This is a genomic window from Streptomyces sp. NPDC040622, from assembly GCF_055593965.1.
The window spans coordinates 45178-64499 of sequence record NZ_JBVIXD010000021.1 but is presented as its reverse complement, the minus strand read 5'-3'; the positions used below and the strand labels follow the sequence as shown (position 1 = coordinate 64499).

Below are 19322 nucleotides of genomic sequence, written 5' to 3'. Positions count from 1 at the left end.
TTCGCCCTGTGTTTCGCCCCTGTGTGAGGAGCCGGGTCATGGATTTCGGACTCGTACTGCAGACCGACCCGCCCGCCTCGGAGGTCGTCGGCCTGATGAGGCGGGCGGAGCGCAACGGCTTCACCTACGGCTGGACCTTCGACTCGTCGGTTCTCTGGCAGGAGCCGTTCGTCATCTACAGCCGCATCCTCGAACACACCACCCGGCTGACCGTCGGCCCGATGGTCACCAACCCGGGCACCAGGACCTGGGAGGTCACCGCCTCCACCTTCGCCACCCTCAACGACATGTACGGCAACCGCACCGTGTGCGGCATCGGGCGCGGCGACTCCGCGATGCGCGTCGCCGGGCGCAAGCCCAACACGCTCGCCCGGCTCGGCGAGTCGATCGGCGTCATCCGTGACCTCGCGGAGGGGCGCTCGGCGGACGTCGGAGGTCAGACGCTGCGGCTGCCGTGGGTGCGCGACGGGAAGCTGCCGGTGTGGATGGCCGCGTACGGACCGAAGGCGCTGGCGCTGGCAGGGCAGCAGGCCGACGGGTTCATCCTGCAGCTCGCCGACCCGTTCCTGACGCAGTGGATGATCAAAGCCGTGCGGGACGCCGCCGCCGGGGCGGGGCGCGACCCCGGGGACGTGAAGATCTGCGTGGCCGCGCCCGCCTACGTCGGCGACGACCTCGCGCACGCCCGCGAGCAGTGCCGCTGGTTCGGCGGCATGGTCGGCAACCACGTCGCCGACCTCGTCGCCCGGTACGGCGAGCACTCCTCGATGGTGCCCGACGCCCTCACCGCGTACATCAAGGACCGCGAGGGCTACGACTACAGTCACCACGGCCGGACCGGGAACCCCGGCACCGCCTTCGTGCCGGACGAGATCGTGGACCGCTTCTGTCTGCTGGGACCCGTCGAGGCGCACCTCGAACGGCTGCGTGAACTGCGGGAGTTGGGCGTCGACCAGTTCGCGGTGTACGCGATGCACGACGCGCGCGAGGAGGTCATCGACGCGTACGGCGCCTCGATCGTCCCGGAGTTCTCCTCCTGACGGTCCGGGCCTGCCCGCGGTCCTACTGGGGGACGCGCAGGACCATGCCCGGGTGGATCTCGGACTCGTCGGCCAGGACGGGCTGATTGGCGCGCAGGATCAGCTTGACGGCGGCGGGGTCCCGGTAGACCCGCGCGGCCACGTCGTGCAGCGACTCGCCCTCGCGGACGGTGACGAACCGTGGGGCGACGTCCTCCTGCCCGGCCGCCACCCGGTCGTGGACCTCCGCGACACCGGCCACGTTGCCCAGCGCGAGCAGGATCTTCTCCTTCTGCTCCTGCACGGCGGCGTCCCCGGCGACGGTCACCGTGGCCCCCTCGACGCTCACCCGGAAGTGGTCGTACGTCAGCCCCAGCTCCTCCAGATGCCCCTTGAGCTGGGCCGCCGCCCTGTCCGGCTCGGTCGCCAGCGGTGCCGTGAGCCGCCGGCCCGCATCCGGCTCGAATTTGTACCTCGACATGTGCGCTCCGATGTGGCGAGACGGCCCTGCGCCGTCGTCCGTGTTCACTCTCCCCTCCGCTACCCAGCTTCACGGCGCACCGTGCACCCGAGTGTCGCGTGCACGGCACCGGGGAACCGGGGAACCGGGGAGCCGGGGAGCCGGGGAACGGCCGGCCGGCGCCCCGGACAGCGTGGAGCCGAACTTTGGCCATGGCATGATCCCCGGGTGACCGTCCTGCCGAGATCCCTCCGCCGCGCCGCGGTCCTCCCGCTGGCCGCCGTGCTCCTGGCGGGCTGTGGACTCTCCGCCGAACTGGACCGCGAGGCGAACCCGGAGCGCGAGCCGCGGAGCGGGGCGACGCGGCCGGAGCCCGAGCCGGAACGGACCCGGCCCGCCCTCGCTCTGCCGGGCAAGCCCCCGCAGGTGCGCGCCACGCAGGCACCCACCGCACAGGACTGCCCGACCTCGGGCGTCACGGTGTCACCCGGCATGGTGACCGCGGCCATGGGCCTGCGCGCGATGTCGGTGACGCTCACCAACTGCGGCGACCGGGTGCGGGAGCTCAACGGTTACCCCGACATCCGGGTGCGGGGCCTGGACCGCGAACTCTTCGACGTGACCGTGCTCAAGGGCACGGAACCGGTCACCACCATGGACGACCCGGGCCCGCGCCGTATCGCGCTGAAGCCGGGGGAGTCCGCGTACACCTCGCTGGTGTGGCGCTACTCGGCCGTGGACGCGTCCACCCGGAGCGGCAACGGCGTCCACGTGGAGATCGGCGCCGCGAAGGGGGCACCCCGCCAGAGTGTCGAGCCGGACGGCGGGCTCGACATCGGCGAGACGGGGATGCTCGGCACGACGGCGTGGCAGCGGAGCCCGGCGGACGACGACGGCGCGGACGACGACGGCGCGGGCGGCGGCCGCCCGCCGGGCTGAGGCGGCCCGGTGCGCACGGTCCGCACCGGGCCGCGGGCGAGCGGTGGATCAGGGCACGCGGGCCGTCCACTCGGCGGTCGCGAACTTGGTCCGCACGAGCTCCTTGGCCCGCGCCGTCTCCTCCTCGGTGACCTTCCCCTCCGTCAGGCCGTACCGGCCGCGGAAGGAGTCGATCATGCGCTCGATGACCGCCTCGCGGGGCAGCCCGGTCTGCCGCCGCAGTGGGTCGACGCGCTTCTTGGCGCTCCGCGTGCCCTTGTCGGACAGCTTCTCCTTGCCGATGCGCAGCACGTCGAGCATCTTGTCCGCGTCGATGTCGTACGACATCGTCACGTGGTGCAGCACCGCGGTCGACCCGCCGCCGGCCGACACCGTGCGCTTCTGCGCGGCACCCGCGATCTTCCCCGCGTCCGTCGCGATGTCGTTGAGCGGCTGGTACCACGCCTTGATCCCCATGTCGGCGAGGGCGCCGAGCACCCAGTCGTCGAGGTAGGCGTAGCTGTCCTGGAAGGAGAGCCCCTGGACGAGGGCGTCCGGGACGGACAGGGAGTACGTGATGGTGTTGCCCGGCTCCACGAACATCGCCCCGCCGCCGGAGATGCGGCGCACGACGTCGATGCCGTGCCGGGCCGCGCCCTCGGGGTCCACCTCGTTGGAGAGCGACTGGAAGCTGCCGATGATCACCGAGGGCGAGGCCCACTCCCACACGCGCAGCGTCGGCGGGCGCCGGCCCGCCGCCACCTCCTGGGTGAGCACCTCGTCGAGGGCCATGTGCAGCGCGGGCGGCTGCGGCCCCTCGTGGATCAACTGCCAGTCGTAGTCCGTCCAGTCCGTGGCGTGCGCGAGGGCGCGGCGGACGGCGACGCCGACTCCCTCCGACGTCAGGCCGTACATGACGGTGCCTTCGGGAAGCGCCGCGTCGATGCGGGCCGCGAGACCCGCGGCGTCCGTGTCGGCGGGGGCGCCGTCCAGCGCGCCGCTGATCGCCTCCAGCGCCTCGTCGGGCTCGAGGAAGAAGTCACCGGCCACGCGCGTGTTGCGCAGCGCGCCGCCCTCGACGTCCAGGTCGACCACGACGAGCTTGCCGCCGGGGACCTTGTACTCACCGTGCACCGTGCTTCCTCCATGTCCGCGGGACGCGACGCCCTCGGCTCGCTGTTCCGAATCGTCCCTCAACGCTAACGGAGAGCGGGAATGTCCTTTTGCGTGCGCCGTGCGGGGGATCCCGTACGGGACGGCGCATCCCTGAGGGCCCCACCGGGCGAAGAGAAGGAGAGAAGAGGGCAGACGCGGCAGTCGGCCCCAGGCACCCCCGGCCCACTGGAGTCCGCACCATGCACACCTCGGTCGTCCTGTTCACCTCCGACCTGCGGGTGCACGACCATCCGCCGCTGCGGGCCGCCGTCACGGGCGCGGACGCCGTGGTGCCGCTCTTCGTCCGCGACCGCGCCATCGCCGACTCCGGGTTCCCGAGCCCGAACCGGGACGCGTTCCTCGCCGACTGCCTCGCCGACCTCGACGGGCAGCTGCGGGACCGGGGCGGGCGGCTCGTGGTGCGCGAGGGCGACCTCGTCGACGAGGTGCGGTCCGTCGTCGAGACGACGGACGCCGACGAGGTGCACATGGCGGCCGGGGTCAGCCGGTACGCGCACGCCCGCGAGCGGCGGCTGCGCGAGGCCCTGGAGGCGGACGGCAGACGCCTGTACGTCCACGACGCCGTCGTCACCGCGCTCGCGCCCGGCGCCGTGACCCCCGCGAACTCCGACCACTTCGCCGTCTTCACGCCGTACTACCGCCGCTGGAACGCGCAGGGCGTGCGGGCCGTCCTCGGAGCCCCGCGCCTCGTGCGCGTCCCGGACCACGTCCGCTCCCACCCCCTCCCGGACCGCGACGACATCGACGGTCTCTCGCCGGGGCTCGCCCGGGGCGGGGAGAGCGCGGGACGCGCGCGCTGGAAGGCGTGGCTGAGCGACGGCGCCGACGGCATCGACGGGTACGCGGACCACCACGACGACCTGGCGGGCGACGCCACCTCCAAGCTCTCGCCGCACCTGCACTTCGGCACGCTGTCCTGCGCCGAACTCGTCCGCGACGCGCGCGCCCGGGCGTCCCGGGGCGCCGAGGACTTCGTCCGGCAACTGTGCTGGCGCGACTTCCACCACCAGGTGCTCGCCGCCCGCCCGGAGGCCTCCACCGACGACTACCGCACGCGCGGCGACCGCTGGCGCTCCGAGAAGTCGGCGCGGGACGACATCGACGCGTGGCAGGAGGGGAACACGGGATACCCGGTCGTCGACGCCGCCATGCGCCAGCTGCGCCACGAGGGCTGGATGCACAACCGCGGCAGGCTCGTGACGGCGAGCTTTCTGGCCAAGACCCTCTACGTCGACTGGCGGGTGGGCGCCCGGCACTTCCGCCGGCTCCTCGTCGACGGCGACATCGCCAACAACCAGCTCAACTGGCAGTGGGTGGCGGGGACCGGCACGGACAGCCGCCCCAACCGCGTCCTCAACCCCGTCCTGCAGGCCAAGCGGTACGACCCGGACGGCTCCTACGTACGACGGTGGGTGCCCGAGCTCGCCGGCCTGCCGGGCGCGGCGGTCCACGAGCCGTGGAAGCTGCCGGCCGAGGAGCGGGCGCGCTACGACTACCCCGGGCCGCTCGTCGACCTGGCCGACGGGCTGAGCCGGTTCAAGCAGGCCCGGGGCATCGACTGACCGTCCGGGGTGCGGGCGGGGATCAGGCCGAGGCGATGCTGTCCATCAGGGAGCGCACCGCCTCCAGGGCGTCGGTCTCCGGCGGGAGCGCGGGCGGGCGGCCGGTGACGGGCCGTTCGGCGAAGCCCGTGTCCAGGTGCGGGGTGCGGAAGTCGAGGACGGCGACGGACCGCGGCGCGAGTTCCTCGGCGAGCACCCCGAGCCAGCCGCTCAACGCCGCCTTGGACGCGGTGTAGTCGGCGGTGCCCGCGACGGGGTGGCCCCCTGGGGGCGGCATCGCGCCGGTCGCCGACCCGGCGGCCCCGGGCGCGTGCGCCGCGTGCTCCGGCGCCGTCCCGGTGACCGCGAGCAGGAACCCCTTGTCCGCCACCACCGGCGACGCGCCCCGCAGAACGGCCATGGGGCACAGCGCGTTCACCGTGAAGAGGTGTCCGGCCACCTCGTTCGGCACCTCGTCGACCGCGCCGAAGCCCGCAGCCCCCACCGTCACCAGGACCCCGTCGAGCCCGGACAGGACGCGCGCCGCCCACGGCCCGAGCGCCGAGCACTGATCGAGGTCGCACGCCTCGAACGTCCGGGCGGGGGAGCCGCCGAGATCCCGTGCGAGAGCGGCGAGCCGCACCGGATTGCGGCCGGCCAGCGCCACCCGCGCACCGCCTTCCACCAGCGCCCCCGCGGCGAGACCGCCGAGGGCTCCGGTGGCGCCGACCACCAGGACACGGGTACCCGAGATGTCCATCCGCTTCCCCTCCAACCAACGTTGAACGCCCGGTACTTCACGTCGGGCGGGCAGGACGGATGCACCGCCCTCCGTGTCATCGGAGGCATCGGAGTCATCCGTGTCATCCGTGTCATCGGAGTCATCCGGGAGACAACGGGAAGGGCCGGTCCCAGAGGCTCCGCAGCGTCCGCAGCCCGCGCCGCGTGTGACTCTTGACCGTGCCGAGCGGCAGCCCGGTCCGCTCCGAGATCTGGGACTGCGTCAGGTCCGCGTAGAAGGCGAGGCGCAGCACCAACTCCTGTGCGGAGGGCAGGTCGGCGAGCGCGCGCTCGACCAGGACCCGGTCCAGGACCTGCTCGGGGCAGGGCCCGCCGACGGCTGCCTCCTGCCGCGCGCCCACGGCCGCCACGAGACCGGCCCGCCTGGCCCTCGCGGTGAGCGCGTCGGCGACCTTGTGCCGGGTGATGCCGACCAGCCAGCCGCCCAGGCCGCCCGCGCCGGGACGGTATCCGTGCCGCCCCCGCCAGGCGGCGAGGAAGACCTGCTGCGTCACGTCCTCCGCGTCCGGGCCCTCGCCGAGCGCGCGCCCGGCGAGCCGGTGCACGAGCCGTTCCCAGCGCCGGTAGACCGCGGCGAGGCAGAGCTCGTCGCCCGCGGCGAAGCCCGCCGCGAGCTGATCGTCCCCGAGCTGGTCCTCGGGATACCGGAAGCCGCCGGGCGTCCCGGAGTCGACCGCCACCATGATGCCTACTCCTCGTACAGGGGCCGGAGTTGTCCCCAGATTGGTGACAGCCGGTGAGAGGCGACAACTTGCAGCGATTGTGCGTCGTATCGTGCCGGGATGGGACCCACACGGCAGCCGGGCGTCTCCCGGCGGAGCGAGACGGACGCCGCGCTGACCACGGGGTCCGTCGCCCGCAGACTGGGCGTCGCACCGACCACGCTCCGCTCGTGGGAACGGCGTTACGGCATCGGGCCCGACCGCCGTGAACAGGGCCGCCACCGCCGCTGGACCCCCGTGGACGTGGGGCGCCTGGAGGAGATGTGCCGGCTGACCGCGCTCGGCGTGCCGCCCGCCGAGGCCGCGCGCGTCGCCCTGCGCGAGACGCCGGCCGAGGCCCCGCGCACGCGAAACGGCGGCGACCCCGGCACCCTCCCCCTCGGCAACGTCCGCCAGGAGTGCCGAGGCCTTGCCCGCGCGGCCGTGCGGCTCGACGCCCCGGCCGTCGAGTCACAGCTGCGGACCACGCTCGACGATCACGGCGTCACCACCGGGTGGGAGGAGGTCATGGCGCCCGCGCTGCACGCCATCGGCCGCAAGTGGGCGTCGTCCGGCGAGCGGTACGTGGAGGTCGAGCACCTGCTCTCCTGGCACGTCTCCTCCGCCCTGCGCTGTCCCCCTTCGCGTTGTCGCCCGTCCGCGGGGACGGCCGCCCCCGCGGCCACGCCGCTGCCCGCCGCCCCCGTGCTGCTCACCTGCGTCCCCGCGGAACAGCACACGCTCCCGCTCGAGGCGCTCACCGCGGTCCTCGGCGAACGGGGCGTGCCCACGCGGATGTTCGGCGCCGCGCTCCCCGCGGAGGCGCTGTACGAGGCGGTGCGGCGCATCGGGCCCTCGGCGGTCGTCCTCTGGGCGCACTCGCGGAACACCGCGGACCGCGCGCTGGTGCACCTGGTCACCGAGGCGGTCTGGGGCGTACGGGGAGCCCGCACCCACCCCACCGTGCTGGTCGCGGGGCCCGGTTGGTCCTCGCGGCCCGGGGCGTACGCCCCGGGCGTCGAGCGGCTGACCGGACTGCGGACCGGGGCGGACCGGATCGCGTCCCTCTTCGCGGCCTGACCCCTCCCGCGACTGATCCGTTCCGCGCCTGATCCCGTGCGCCCGATGACCAGGTGACCAGGTGACCAGGTGACCTCGTGACCTGGGCCGCGCCGGGAGCTAGCCTGCTGATCATGTTCACGACGCGCCCCACCCTGCAGGGCACCTTCGGCATGGTGTCGTCCACCCACTGGCTCGCCTCCCAGTCCGCGATGGCCGTGCTGGAGGACGGCGGCAACGCCTTCGACGCCGCCGTCGCCGCGGGCTTCGTCCTGCACGTGGTCGAGCCGCATCTGAACGGCCCCGCGGGCGAGGTCCCGATCATCCTCGCGCCCCAGGGCGGCGAGGTGCGCGTGCTCTGCGGGCAGGGCGGTGCGCCCGCCGGGGCCACCGTCGCCCACTACCGCTCCCTGGGCCTGGACCTGGTGCCCGGCACCGGCCCGCTCGCCGCGGCCGTGCCCGGCGCCTTCGACGCGTGGATGCTGCTGCTGCGCGACCACGGCACGAAGTCGCTCGCCGACGTCCTGAAGTACGCCATCGGGTACGCGGAGGACGGACACGCCCCCGTCGAGCGGGTCGGTGAGACCGTGGAGACGGTACGGGAACTCTTCGAGCGCGAGTGGCCCTCGTCCGCCGAGGTCTACCTCCCCGGCGGCCGGTCCCCGCGCCCCGGCGAGCTGTTCCGCAACCCCGCGCTCGCCGCGACCTGGCGACGGCTGATAGCCGAGGCGGAGGCGGGAGCCGCCTCGGACGGCGGGTCGCGGACGGCGCAGATCGAGGCGGCGCGCGAGGTGTGGCGCGGCGGGTTCATCGCGGAGGCCCTGGTGCGGCAGGCCGCACGGCCGACGCTGGACACGAGCGGCGAACGGCACGTGGGGACGCTCCGCGCCGCGGACCTGCGCGACTGGTCCGCCTCCTACGAGGACCCCGTCACGTACGACTGGAACGGCTGGACCTTGTGCAAGGCCGGCGCCTGGAGCCAAGGCCCCGCCTTCCTGCAGCAGTTCGCGCTGCTGCCCCGCGACGTCGCGGAGCTCCCGGAGTACGGGTCCGCCGCGTACGTCCACCTCCTGGTCGAGGGCTGCAAGCTGGCCATGGCGGACCGGGAGGCCTGGTACGGGGACGCGGGGGAGGAGGGCGCGCGGGGAGTGCCGGTGGACGAGCTGCTCTCCGTCGAGTACAACGCGCTCCGGCGGCGGCTCATCGGCGACCAGGCCTCCGGCTTGCTGCGGCCCGGGGCGCCCGGCGGCCGGGAGCCGCGGCTCTCCGCGCACGCGCGGGCGCTCGCGTCGGGGGAGAGCACGGGGTCCGCGGGACAGGGCGGCGCGACGCTCGGAGCGGGGGAGCCGACCGTCGCCGGGGACGGGGGTACGCGCGGCGACACCTGCCACCTCGACATCGTCGACCGCTGGGGCAACATGCTGTCGGCCACCCCCAGCGGCGGCTGGCTGCAGTCCAATCCCGTCGTGCCCGAACTGGGGTTCCCGCTGGGGACGCGGCTCCAGATGGCGTGGCTGGAGGACGGACTGCCGAACTCCCTGACGCCGGGCCGGCGCCCGCGCACGACGCTGACGCCGTCGCTGGCGCTGCGGGACGGCGTGCCCGTCCTGGCCTTCGGGACGCCCGGGGGCGACCAGCAGGACCAGTGGCAGGTGCACTTCTTCCTGGGGGTGGCGCTGCGGGCCCCGGTACGGGGCGGCCTCGACCTCCAGGGCGCGATCGACGCGCCCAACTGGCACACGGACGCCTTCCCCGGCTCCTTCCACCCCAGGGAGATGCGGGCGGGCAGCCTCACCGTGGAGTCCCGGACGGACCCGGAGACCGTGGAGGAGCTGCGGCGCAGGGGACACGAGGTGACCGTGGGCGGCGCGTGGTCGGAGGGACGGCTGTGCGCGGTCGCCCGGGATCCACTCAGCGGGGTGCTGTCGGCGGCGGCGAACGCGCGGGGGATGCAGGGGTACGCGGTCGGGCGCTAGGGATGTCTCTTCGATCAGGTAGTTCGTTGCGCAAGAGGAGAGCCTTCGCCGCCATCCCGTGGCATTTCGCCTACGGGGGGTAGCCGGTCGTGGTGAGGTTCGGCCAGTCGAGGAGAGGAACGTCTTTCATGCGTGCTCGGAACATAGGCGCGTCAGCCGCCACGGGGTTGGCGCTGGTGGCAGCCCGCGACCTCGTGCAGAAGAAGCACGCACTGCTGAGGACCTTCCCCGTGCTGGGGCACGCCAGGTACTTGCTGGAGAAGATCGGCCCCGAGCTGCGGCAGTACGTCGTGACGTCCAATGACGAGGAACGGCCCTTCAGTCGTGACCAGCGCAGCTGGATCTACGCGTCGGCGAAGGAGGAGAACAACTACTTCGGGTTCGGCACCGACAACGACGTCGAGCATGAGCAGGGTCACGCGTACGTGAAGCAGCGCACGTTCGCCGGTCGGCTGCCCGATCTGCGCGACGCGCAGGCGCCGTTGCCCTCGGCAAAGGTGCTCGGCGGACCACGAGGCCGCGCGAAGGCGTTCCGTCCGGCGAGTGTCGTCAACATCTCGGCGATGAGCTTCGGCTCGCTGTCCGGCGCGGCCGTCACGGCACTCAACAAGGGTGCGGCGCTGGCCGGGACGATGCACAACACCGGCGAGGGCGGCCTGTCGCCTTACCACCTCAACGGCGGGGAACTCGTCCTCCAGGTCGGTACGGCGTACTTCGGGTGCCGCAACGAGGACGGCACGTTCAACCTGGACAAGCTCAAGTCCGTGGTCGCGAGCGGGCCCGTGAAGGCGATCGAGATCAAACTCTCGCAGGGCGCGAAGCCGGGGCTCGGCGGCATGCTGCCGGGCGCGAAGGTGACCGACGAGATCGCCGGGATCCGCGACATCCCCGCGGGCAAGGACTGCGCGTCGCCGTCGCGGCACACCGCGTTCCACGACGTGGACTCGATGCTCGACTTCGTGGAACTGCTCGCCACGGAGACCGGATTGCCCGTCGGGATCAAGAGCGCCATCGGGGAAATGGGCTTCTGGGAGGAACTCGCCACCCTGATGGAGCGAGGTGATCGAGGGGTCGACTTCGTGACCGTCGACGGAGGCGAGGGCGGCACCGGGGCTGCTCCCCTGATCTTCGCCGACTCGGTGTCCCTGCCGTTCCGCATGGGCTTCTCCCGCGTCTACAGCGTGTTCGCCGAGCGCGGGCTGACCGACGACATCACCTTCATCGGCTCCGGCAAGCTCGGCCTGCCCGAGAACGCCGTCGTCGCGTTCGCCCTCGGCGTCGACATGGTCAACGTGGGCCGTGAGGCGATGCTGTCCATCGGCTGCATCCAGGCGCAGAAGTGCCACACCGACGCATGCCCCACCGGCATCGCCACCCAGAACCCGTGGCTGACGCGCGGCATCGACGCACCCTCGAAGGCCATCCGGGCCGCGGGCTACCTGCGCACCCTGCGCAGGGAGTTGCTGAGGGTCTCGGGCGCCGTCGGCGTCGCCCATCCCTCGCTCATCACCCCCACCGACATCGACATCCTCAACGGCGACTACGACGCCCGCACCCTGGCGGGCGTCTACGGCTACAAGGACGGCTGGGGCTCGCTCGGCACCGAGCTCGCCGATGAGATCACCGAGCTGCTCACTGCCTGAGCACGTCCGTGCCCCCTCGTCGGGTATGCGGAGATGCGACTGCGGCCCGATCAGCACGCGACGTCACGCGTTTGCGCAGTCCTGTCCGGGGCGACCCTCGGGGCGGGACGCTGCGCGCGAGGTGTGACAGTGGCCCTGGCAGCGCGGCCCGTACGGAAGTCGGGCCGCGCCGCGCGGGCGGGTCAGAGCGCCGAGTCGAGGTGCCCGAGGTGCTCGATGAGGTTCATGTTCTCGGCGTAGTCCACCGGGCAGTTGATGATCGACACGCCCGGGTCCGCCAGTGCCTCACGGAGCGTCGGCAGCAGGTCCCCGGCGGACTCGATGTGGTAGCCCTTCGCGCCGAAGCTGCGGGCGTACTGGACGATGTCCGGGTTGCCGAAGTCGGTGTTGGAGTTCTCCCCGACCTCCAGGTCCATCTTCCACTTGATGAGCCCGTAGCCGTTGTCCTGCCAGATCAGCACGGTCAGCGGGATGTTCTCGCGGACAGCCGTCTCGATCTCCTGGGAGTGCATGAGGAACGAGCCGTCGCCGACCGCCGCCAGCACCTTCGTCTGCGGCCTGGCGAGCTGGACCGCGAGCGCGCCGGGCAGCGAGAAGCCCATGGTGGACAAGCCGTTGGAGATGAGGCAGGTGTTCGGCGCGTACGTCGGGTAGAGCCGGGCCATCCACATCTTCAGCGCGCCGGTGTCGACCAGCACGATGTCGTCGCGACCGAGCGCGGCGCGGGTGTCGGCGATGACGCGCTGCGGGGCGAGCGGGTAGCGCTCGTCCGCGGCGCCCCGCTCGAGTTCCTTGGCCAGCAGCGCGCGGGTGGCCGTGGTGTCCTTGTCGTCGATGGTCCACCGCAGGCCGTCGAGTGCGGTGGCGAGGGCGTCGAGGGAGGCGGAGATGTCGCCGATGATGCCGACGTCGACCGAGTAGCTGTCGTCCACCTCCGCCGGGAAGCGGTGGATGTGGACGATCTTCTTGTCGCCGTCCGGGTTGATCCGGGACGGGTCGAACTCCTGCAGCTCGTAGCCGACGGCGATGATGACGTCGGCCTCCTCGAACCCGAAGTTGGTGTAGTCGCGCCGCATGAAGCCGAACGTGCCGGTCGCGCACGGGTGGTCGTCGGGCAGGACGCCCTTGCCGTGGAAGGTGGTCGCCGTCGACACGTCGAGTGCGGTGGCGAACGCCGTCAGCGACTTCTCGGCGCCGCCGCGCGCCGCGCCGTGTCCGGCGAGGATCACCGGCCGGCGGGCCTCCCGCAGCAGCTCCGCCGCCCGCTCGATCTGCTTCGGGGACGGCGCCTCGGGCTGCACGACGTTCCTGCGCAGCGGGCGCAGGTCCGAGCCGTCCGTCGCCTCGTCGACATCCTCGGGCACGGCGAGGTAGACGGCGCCGGGCCGCTCGGACTCCGCGGTCTTGAACGCGCGCCGCACCATCTCTGGGATGGCCCGGGTGGCCGGGACGTCCGCCGACCACTTCGTGACCGGGGCGAACATGTTCACCAGGTCCACGAACTGGTGGGACTCCTTGTAGTTGCGCTCCTTGCCGACCTGCGCGGTGATCGCGACGACGGGCGTGCTGTTCGTCATGGCGTCTGCGACGCCCAGCATCAGGTTGATCGCGCCGGGCCCCAGCGTCGCGGACATCACACCCGCCGAGCCGGTGAGCCGGCCGTGCATCTCCGCCATGAAGGACGCGGCCTGCTCGTGCCGGGTGAGGACGTAGCGGATCTTCTCCGAGCGGGCGAGGGCGTTGGTGAAACGGATGTTCTCCTCGCCGGGCACGCCGAACACCACCTCGACGCCCTCGTTCTCCAGGCAGCGCACCAGGAGTTCGGCCGCTCCGTCGGGGGTCTGCTTCCGGTGCTCGGCGTCGCTCACGCTGATCGTGTCCTCTCCCGGGTTTCGGCCGCGCCGATGCGCGGACCGGTCAGTCGTCTACCCCGGCCCACCGCTCGGACGCCTGCGGACCGGTTCTTACGAGCCAGACCCTCGGATTCTTGATCGCCGCCCGGCGTTCCTCGTCGTCAGGGACCGCAGCCAGGGTCTGGTGGGTTCTGGACGCCTTCCCAGAGCATCGGTGCTGCTCAGGCCACCGGCCGGCCGCCCACCGATACGACTTCAGGGTGCTGTAGGACGTCAATTCGACGGCCTGCGCAGGGCACCACGCGCATCGCCGTGCGGGCCTGCCGGATCGGCGGCATCGACATCGAGGCGGGGCAGAAGGGCGTCGCCTTGTTCGCGGCTGACGCGATTCCCCCGCCCTGGCGGACATCTGGCGACGGCGACTCCCGCCATGACACGGGAGGTCCGTGAGCCCGGAGCCATCCCACCTCACGTCAAGAAGGCGGTCGGCCGGGAGGCGATTGCCCGGCACACGGCGGAGCGGTGGCGCTTTCAGTGGGCGATCACCGAGCTCGTGGAGACAGAACCTGGAGCGGCCCCCGAGACGGCCGGGGCGGCTCGTTGCGGCGTGGGCGCACCGGGGATTCACCCGGGGTTCGGCTCCCGTTCGCTCCGGCCGCACGGGATGTCAGTGGAGCGTGCTCTCATGGACGCATGATCGAAGACTTTCTGGCGCACGGTGTACGCGACGTGGAAGAGGCCATCCGCAAGGCCGCCGCGGCGGAGGTGACCCCCCGTTTCCGGCAGCTCGCCGAGGGTGACGTCGTGGAGAAGAGCGGCCCGCACGACATGGTGACCGTCGCCGACCGCCGCGCCGAGGAGCAGCTGACCGCCGACCTCGCCGCCCTCCTGCCGGGCTCGGTCGTCGTCGGCGAGGAGGCGGTGCACGCGGACCCGTCGACGTACGAGGCGATACGGGAGGACGCGCCGGTCTGGATCGTCGACCCGGTCGACGGGACGCGCCAGTTCGTGAACGGAGACCCGCGCTTCTGCATGCTCGTCGCCCTCGCGGTGCGCGGGGAGGTCCAGGCCTCCTGGACGTACGCGCCGGCGCTCGACGAGTTCGCCGTGGCCGTCCGGGGCAAGGGAGCCTGGCTGAACGGCGAGCGGCTGCGGGCCGGATCGCCCGCGCCCGACGCGGACATCGAAGTGGCCACCTCCCACCCGGACTTCACCACCGAGGACCAGAAGCAGGCCCTCGTGGCGCTGCGTACGGAGGGCGTGCGGCCCCGGCCGTGCGGCTCGGCCGGTCTCGAGTACCTCGCGATAGCCAGGGGAGAGCTGGACGCCATCGCCTTCTCCTGGGAGCTGGCCTGGGACCACGCGGCGGGGCTGCTGCTCGTCGCCGAGGCGGGCGGCGCCGACCTGACGCTGACCGGCGAGCCCTTCCGCATCGGCGGGGGCAACGCGCTGCCGTTCACCGCGGCGCGCGACGCCGCCACGGCCCGGCGGGTCGCGGACCTTCTCGCCGCCGGCGCCTGAGAGGGGCTCGAGGGGCCCTGCCGGTGCCCCGTCCTATCCTGGGCGCCACTGGCCATCGGCTGACAAAGGAGTCCGAAGGTGCCGTCGATGCTTGATGCCGTCATCGTGGGGGCGGGACCGAACGGGCTCACCGCTGCCGTCGAGCTGGCCCGCCGCGGCTTCTCCGTGGCCGTCTTCGAGGCCAGAGGCACCGTGGGGGGCGGCTCGCGCACCGAGGAGCTGACGCTGCCCGGGTTCCGGCACGACCCCTGCTCCGCCGCGCACCCGCTGGGCATCAACTCCCCGGCGTTCCGCGCCATGCCCCTGGAGCGCCACGGACTGGAGTGGCTGCACGCCCCGCTGCCCATGGCGCACCCGTTCCCGGACGGCAGCGCCGCCGTGCTGTCCCGCTCCGTCGCCGAGACCGCCGCCTCCTTCGGACCGCGCGACGCGGGCGCCTACCGGCGCCTGGTCGAGCCGTTCCTGCCGCACTGGGACACCCTGCTGCGGGACTTCATGTCCCTGCCGATGACCGCGCTGCCGCGCGATCCCGTGACGCTCGCCCGGTTCGGCCTTGCGGGACTCCCGCCCTCGACGTGGCTGATGCGGCGCTTCCGCGACGACCGGGCCCGCGCGCTGTTCGCCGGGCTCGTCGCGCACGTCATCGCGCCGCTCGACGGCATCGTCACCGGCGGCGTCGGTCTGGTCTTCGCCCTGGCCGCGCACGCCCGCGGCTGGCCCGTCGCGCGCGGCGGCTCGCAGTCGATCTCCGACGCGCTCACCGGCTACCTGAAGGAGCTCGGCGGCACCGTCCACACGGACTACGAGGTCAAGCGGCTCGACGACCTGCCGCCCGCCCGCGCCTACGTCTTCGACACCTCGCCGACCGCGCTCGCCAGGATCGCGGGGCTCGGCCGCGCCTACGAGGGATACCGGTACGGGGCCGGCGCATTCAAGATCGACTATGCGCTGGACGGACCCGTCCCCTGGACCGCGGAGGAGCCACGGAGCGCCGGGACCGTGCAGGTCGGCGCGGGCAGCAAGGAGATCGGCGCCGCGCTGCGCGCCGCCTCCCGCGAGGGCCGGGCACCCGACGCGCCGTTCCTGATCACGGTGCAGCCCAGCGTCGTGGACCCCTCCCGCGCCCCGGCGGGCAAGCACGTCTTCTGGGCGTACGGCCACGTCCCGCACGGCTGGCAGGGCGACCTCACCGACGCGATCGAACGCCAGCTGGAGCGCTTCGCCCCCGGTTTCCGCGACCGCGTCCTGGCCCGCGCCACGGCGGGCCCGCCCGAGCTCGCCGCGCGCAACGCCAACTACGTGGGCGGCGACATCGCCTGCGGCGCGGCCGACGGACTCCAGCTGCTGCTGCGCCCCAAGCCCTCCCTCTTCCCGTACGCCACCCGGCATCCCGCCGTCTTCCTCTGCTCCTCCGCCACACCCCCCGGCCCCGGCGTGCACGGCATGTCCGGGCACAATGCCGCCAAAGCCGTGTGGAAGATGCTCAGGAGCCAGTCGTGACCGTCCGCATCACCCTGGTCCGGGGCGACATCACCCGGCAGCGCGCCGACGCCCTCGTCAACGCCGCCAATTCCTCGCTGCTCGGCGGCGGAGGCGTCGACGGCGCCATCCACCGGCGCGGCGGACCCGACATCCTCGCCGCCTGCCGCGACCTGCGCGCCTCGCGGTACGGCAAGGGCCTGGCCACCGGCCGTGCCGTCGCCACCACCGCCGGGCGGCTCGACGCCGAGCACGTGATCCACACCGTCGGACCGGTCTGGTCGGCCACCGAGGACCGCTCGGAACTGCTCGTCTCCTGCCACCGCGAGTCACTGCGCGTCGCCGCCGGGCTGGGTGCGCGCACGGTCGCCTTTCCCGCGATCTCCACCGGTGTCTACCGCTGGCCGCTCGACGACGCGGCGCGCATCGCCGTCCGCACGGTCAGGGCGGCCGCCGACCCCGTGGACTTCGACGAGGTGCGGTTCGTGCTCTTCGGCCAGGAGGCCTACGACGCGTTCGCCGCGGCGCTGGCCGAACAGGAGTAGGTAGGCGGGCGAAACCGCAGGGCAGCGCGACGTCCATGTCGCATTCTCGCCAGCCGTGCGGGGCGGGATCCACGATGCTGGGGAGCATGCACACCGACACAGAGCGCTGTGTACGCGCCGTACAGTCGAAGGACGCCCGTTTCGACGGCTGGTTCTTCACGGCTGTCGTCACCACCCGGATCTACTGCCGTCCCAGCTGCCCGGTCGTACCGCCCAAGGCCGAGAACATGACGTTCTACCCGAGCGCCGCCGCCTGCCAGCAGGCCGGCTTCCGGGCCTGCAAGCGGTGCCGCCCGGACAGCAGCCCCGGCTCCCCGGAGTGGAACCAGCGCGCCGACCTCGTGGCCCGCGCCATGCGCCTCATCGGCGACGGCGTCGTCGACCGCGAGGGCGTCCCCGGGCTCGCGCACCGCCTCGGATACAGCACCCGGCAGGTCGAACGGCAGCTGCTCGCCGAGCTCGGCGCGGGACCGCTCGCGCTGGCCCGCGCCCAGCGCGCGCAGACCGCGCGGCTGCTCGTCGAGACGACCCCGCTGCCCATGGCGGAGATCGCGTTCGCCGCCGGATTCTCCTCGATCCGCACCTTCAACGACACGGTCAGGGAGGTCTTCGCGCTGGCCCCCGGCGAGCTCCGCACCCGCGCGCCGCAGCGGACCGGCGCCCCCGTACCGAACGACGTGCACCGCGCAGCCGCCGGCGGTGTCCTCTCGCTGCGGCTGCCGTTCCGCGGGCCCCTGAACCCCGACAACCTCTTCGGGCACCTCATCGCCACCGCCGTGCCCGGCGTCGAGGAGTGGCGCGACGGCGCGTACCGCAGGACGCTGAGCCTCCCCTACGGGCACGGCATCGTCGCCCTCACCCCGCACCCCGACCACATCGGCTGCCGGCTCTCCCTCACCGACCTGCGCGACCTGACCATCGCCATCAGCCGCTGCCGCCGCATGCTCGACCTGGACGCCGACCCGACGGCCGTCGACGGCCGGCTGAGGACCGACCCGCTGCTCGCGCCGCTCGTCGACAAGGCCCCCGGGCGGCGGGTGCCGCGCACCGTCGACGAGGCCGAGTTCGCCGTCCGCGCCGTCCTCGGCCAGCAGGTCTCCACGGCCGCCGCCCGCACCCACGCCGCACGCCTGGTGGCCGCGCACGGCGTGCCCGTCGAGGACCCCGAGGGCGGCCTCACCCACCTCTTCCCCGGCCCGCAGGCGCTCGCCGGGCTCGACCCGGGGTCACTGGCCCTGCCCCGCAGCCGCCGCACCACCCTGACCACGCTCGTGCGCCACCTCGCCGACGGCAGCCTCGGCCTGGGCGTGGAGAGCGACTGGGACGAGGCCCGCGCCCGGCTCGCCGAGCTCCCCGGCTTCGGGCCCTGGACGATCGAGGTCATCGCGATGCGAGCGCTCGGCGACCCCGACGCGTTCCTCCCCTCCGACCTCGGCATCCGGCGCGCCGCACAGGAACTCGGCCTGCCGCACACCCCGGCCGCGCTCACCGCGCGCGCCGCGGCCTGGCGCCCCTGGCGGGCCTACGCGGTCCAGTACCTGTGGGCCGTCGACGACCACCCCATCAACGTCATCCCCGCGTAAGCCTCGCCCAAGGGACCTCTCCATGGAACGCCTGCACACCGTCATCGACAGCCCCTACGGGCCGCTCACCCTCGTCGCCACCGACGGAGTCCTCAGTGGCCTCTACATGACCGACCAGCGCCACCGCCCTGCCGAGGAGACCTTCGGCGACCGCGACCCGGCACCGTTCGGCGAGACGATCAGGCAGCTCGCGGCCTACTTCGCCGGCGAGCTGACGGAGTTCGACGTACCGCTGCGCCTGGACGGTACGCCGTTCCAGCGCACGGTCTGGCACGAGCTGCGGCAGATCCCCTACGGCGAGACCCGTACGTACGGCGAACTGGCCGAAGCCCTCGGCAAGCCCAGCGCCTCCCGCGCGGTCGGCCTCGCCAACGGCAAGAACCCCATCGGCGTCATCGTCCCCTGCCACCGCGTCATCGGCGCGGGCGGCGGCCTGACGGGCTACGGCGGCGGTCTCGACCGCAAGCGGCGGCTGCTCGCTTTCGAGGCAGGGGCGGTACGGCCGACCGAAGACGCCCTGTTCTAGCGGGTCCTAGGCCTCGACCCGGCGCCCGTTCTCCAGCTCGACGGCCCCGCCGCCGTGCGCCAGCACGTCGAGCGCGACGGCGACCCGCCGCCCCAGGTAGCCGGGCAGGTACTCCGCGAGGTCCTCGGGGGCGACGAGACGCCAGGAGAGCAGCTCCTCCTCCTGCAGCTCGACCGCCTCGAGCTCGTCCGCGCCGAGCACCCCGCCGTCGTACAGGTACGCCACCAGCGGCGGCCGGGACCGCACCGGGCCGGGCGGCACCCAGTCCACCGCGAGCAGCGGTCCGAGCGTCACGTCGAGCCCGATCTCCTCCGCCGTCTCCCTGCGGGCCCCCTGCCGGGGCGTCTCCCCGTCGTCCGACTCGACGGTCCCTCCGGGCAGCGCCCACCCCTCCCGGTAGTTGGGCTCGACGAGCAGCACCCGGCCCTGCGCGTCACGGAAGAGCGCGGCGGCCCCGACGAGGACGCGGGGGAGTCCCGCGATGTACGTGGCGTAGTCCTGGATGGTCACGGGGGCAGGGT

17 protein-coding genes are annotated in these 19322 nt (G+C 73.2%); 11 read left to right on the top strand and 6 right to left on the bottom strand.

Annotated elements, in window-relative coordinates; all coding sequences use genetic code 11:
* Positions 1-38: 38 nt before the first annotated feature.
* Positions 39-1040, top strand: a complete 1002-nt coding sequence (locus tag ACZ592_RS37620; RefSeq protein ID WP_471586247.1) for a TIGR03842 family LLM class F420-dependent oxidoreductase — start codon at positions 39-41, stop codon at positions 1038-1040.
* Between the two features lie 22 nt (positions 1041-1062).
* Here ACZ592_RS37620 and ACZ592_RS37615 read toward each other — a convergent pair whose 3' ends face one another.
* Positions 1063-1500, bottom strand: coding sequence for a BON domain-containing protein (locus tag ACZ592_RS37615; protein WP_471586246.1), 438 nt, complete (start codon positions 1498-1500; stop codon positions 1063-1065).
* Between the two features lie 207 nt (positions 1501-1707).
* Between ACZ592_RS37615 and ACZ592_RS37610 the strand changes: the two genes are divergently transcribed.
* Positions 1708-2418, top strand: coding sequence for a DUF4232 domain-containing protein (locus ACZ592_RS37610; RefSeq protein WP_471586245.1), 711 nt, complete (start codon positions 1708-1710; stop codon positions 2416-2418).
* Between the two features lie 48 nt (positions 2419-2466).
* Here ACZ592_RS37610 and ACZ592_RS37605 read toward each other — a convergent pair whose 3' ends face one another.
* Positions 2467-3531 (bottom strand): lipoate--protein ligase family protein, encoded by a 1065-nt coding sequence (locus tag ACZ592_RS37605; protein ID WP_471586244.1) that lies wholly within the window; start codon positions 3529-3531, stop codon positions 2467-2469.
* A 221-nt stretch (positions 3532-3752) separates the two neighbouring features.
* Between ACZ592_RS37605 and ACZ592_RS37600 the strand changes: the two genes are divergently transcribed.
* Positions 3753-5135, top strand: coding sequence for a cryptochrome/photolyase family protein (locus ACZ592_RS37600; RefSeq protein WP_471586243.1), 1383 nt, complete (start codon positions 3753-3755; stop codon positions 5133-5135).
* 22 nt (positions 5136-5157) lie between these two features.
* Here ACZ592_RS37600 and ACZ592_RS37595 read toward each other — a convergent pair whose 3' ends face one another.
* Both ACZ592_RS37595 and ACZ592_RS37590 read right to left on the bottom strand, forming a co-directional pair.
* Positions 5158-5874: an SDR family NAD(P)-dependent oxidoreductase gene (locus tag ACZ592_RS37595; protein WP_471586242.1), complete on the bottom strand. Its 717-nt coding sequence runs from the start codon at positions 5872-5874 to the stop codon at positions 5158-5160.
* Between the two features lie 121 nt (positions 5875-5995).
* A complete protein-coding gene (locus ACZ592_RS37590; protein WP_471586241.1) occupies positions 5996-6598 on the bottom strand; it encodes an RNA polymerase sigma factor in 603 nt (200 codons plus the stop codon).
* 99 nt (positions 6599-6697) lie between these two features.
* Between ACZ592_RS37590 and ACZ592_RS37585 the strand changes: the two genes are divergently transcribed.
* The 3 genes from ACZ592_RS37585 to ACZ592_RS37575 all read left to right on the top strand — a co-directional run bounded on the left by ACZ592_RS37585 (position 6698) and on the right by ACZ592_RS37575 (position 11294).
* Positions 6698-7696, top strand: coding sequence for a MerR family transcriptional regulator (locus ACZ592_RS37585; RefSeq protein WP_471586240.1), 999 nt, complete (start codon positions 6698-6700; stop codon positions 7694-7696).
* 113 nt (positions 7697-7809) lie between these two features.
* Complete coding sequence (locus ACZ592_RS37580; RefSeq protein WP_471586239.1) at positions 7810-9651, top strand: gamma-glutamyltransferase family protein; 1842 nt, start codon at positions 7810-7812, stop codon at positions 9649-9651.
* Positions 9652-9779: 128 nt separating this feature from the next.
* Positions 9780-11294 carry a glutamate synthase-related protein gene (locus ACZ592_RS37575; protein WP_471586238.1) on the top strand — a complete coding sequence of 505 codons (1515 nt, stop codon included), beginning with the start codon at positions 9780-9782 and terminating at the stop codon, positions 11292-11294.
* A 182-nt stretch (positions 11295-11476) separates the two neighbouring features.
* Here the strand turns inward: ACZ592_RS37575 and ACZ592_RS37570 are convergent, their stop codons facing one another.
* Entirely contained in the window at positions 11477-13162 is a 1686-nt protein-coding gene (locus tag ACZ592_RS37570) for an acetolactate synthase large subunit (protein WP_471586237.1), read from the bottom strand.
* Between the two features lie 678 nt (positions 13163-13840).
* Between ACZ592_RS37570 and ACZ592_RS37565 the strand changes: the two genes are divergently transcribed.
* From ACZ592_RS37565 to ACZ592_RS37545, 5 genes are all read left to right on the top strand, one after another.
* A complete protein-coding gene (locus tag ACZ592_RS37565; RefSeq protein ID WP_471586236.1) occupies positions 13841-14668 on the top strand; it encodes an inositol monophosphatase family protein in 828 nt (275 codons plus the stop codon).
* Between the two features lie 87 nt (positions 14669-14755).
* On the top strand, positions 14756-16168 hold the full coding sequence (locus tag ACZ592_RS37560) for a phytoene desaturase family protein (RefSeq protein WP_471586235.1): 1413 nt from the start codon (positions 14756-14758) through the stop codon (positions 16166-16168).
* The gene (locus ACZ592_RS37555) at positions 16165-16692 is read left to right on the top strand and encodes an O-acetyl-ADP-ribose deacetylase (protein WP_471586234.1); all 528 of its coding nucleotides are present in this window, start codon (positions 16165-16167) and stop codon (positions 16690-16692) included. The genes ACZ592_RS37560 and ACZ592_RS37555 overlap by 4 nt, the downstream gene beginning before the upstream one ends.
* An 86-nt stretch (positions 16693-16778) precedes the next feature.
* Positions 16779-18275, top strand: coding sequence for an AlkA N-terminal domain-containing protein (locus ACZ592_RS37550; RefSeq protein ID WP_471586233.1), 1497 nt, complete (start codon positions 16779-16781; stop codon positions 18273-18275).
* Between the two features lie 22 nt (positions 18276-18297).
* Positions 18298-18801, top strand: a complete 504-nt coding sequence (locus ACZ592_RS37545; RefSeq protein WP_471586232.1) for a methylated-DNA--[protein]-cysteine S-methyltransferase — start codon at positions 18298-18300, stop codon at positions 18799-18801.
* A gap of 6 nt (positions 18802-18807) precedes the next feature.
* On the opposite strand, the gene ACZ592_RS37540 is transcribed toward ACZ592_RS37545, so the two are convergent.
* A complete protein-coding gene (locus ACZ592_RS37540) occupies positions 18808-19311 on the bottom strand; it encodes an NUDIX domain-containing protein (RefSeq protein WP_471586231.1) in 504 nt (167 codons plus the stop codon).
* Positions 19312-19322: the final 11 nt, after the last annotated feature.

What these genes read in the sequence shown, in the direction of transcription:
- ACZ592_RS37620 (WP_471586247.1), top strand. Translation starts at nt 39, where the DNA reads ATGGATTTCGGACTCGTACTGCAGACCGACCCGCCCGCCTCGGAGGTC.
- ACZ592_RS37615 (WP_471586246.1), bottom strand. Translation starts at nt 1,500, where the DNA reads ATGTCGAGGTACAAATTCGAGCCGGATGCGGGCCGGCGGCTCACGGCA.
- ACZ592_RS37600 (WP_471586243.1), top strand. Translation starts at nt 3,753, where the DNA reads ATGCACACCTCGGTCGTCCTGTTCACCTCCGACCTGCGGGTGCACGAC.
- ACZ592_RS37595 (WP_471586242.1), bottom strand. Translation starts at nt 5,874, where the DNA reads ATGGACATCTCGGGTACCCGTGTCCTGGTGGTCGGCGCCACCGGAGCC.
- ACZ592_RS37590 (WP_471586241.1), bottom strand. Translation starts at nt 6,598, where the DNA reads ATGGTGGCGGTCGACTCCGGGACGCCCGGCGGCTTCCGGTATCCCGAG.
- ACZ592_RS37585 (WP_471586240.1), top strand. Translation starts at nt 6,698, where the DNA reads ATGGGACCCACACGGCAGCCGGGCGTCTCCCGGCGGAGCGAGACGGAC.
- ACZ592_RS37580 (WP_471586239.1), top strand. Translation starts at nt 7,810, where the DNA reads ATGTTCACGACGCGCCCCACCCTGCAGGGCACCTTCGGCATGGTGTCG.
- ACZ592_RS37575 (WP_471586238.1), top strand. Translation starts at nt 9,780, where the DNA reads ATGCGTGCTCGGAACATAGGCGCGTCAGCCGCCACGGGGTTGGCGCTG.
- ACZ592_RS37565 (WP_471586236.1), top strand. Translation starts at nt 13,841, where the DNA reads ATGATCGAAGACTTTCTGGCGCACGGTGTACGCGACGTGGAAGAGGCC.
- ACZ592_RS37560 (WP_471586235.1), top strand. Translation starts at nt 14,756, where the DNA reads ATGCTTGATGCCGTCATCGTGGGGGCGGGACCGAACGGGCTCACCGCT.
- ACZ592_RS37550 (WP_471586233.1), top strand. Translation starts at nt 16,779, where the DNA reads ATGCACACCGACACAGAGCGCTGTGTACGCGCCGTACAGTCGAAGGAC.
- ACZ592_RS37545 (WP_471586232.1), top strand. Translation starts at nt 18,298, where the DNA reads ATGGAACGCCTGCACACCGTCATCGACAGCCCCTACGGGCCGCTCACC.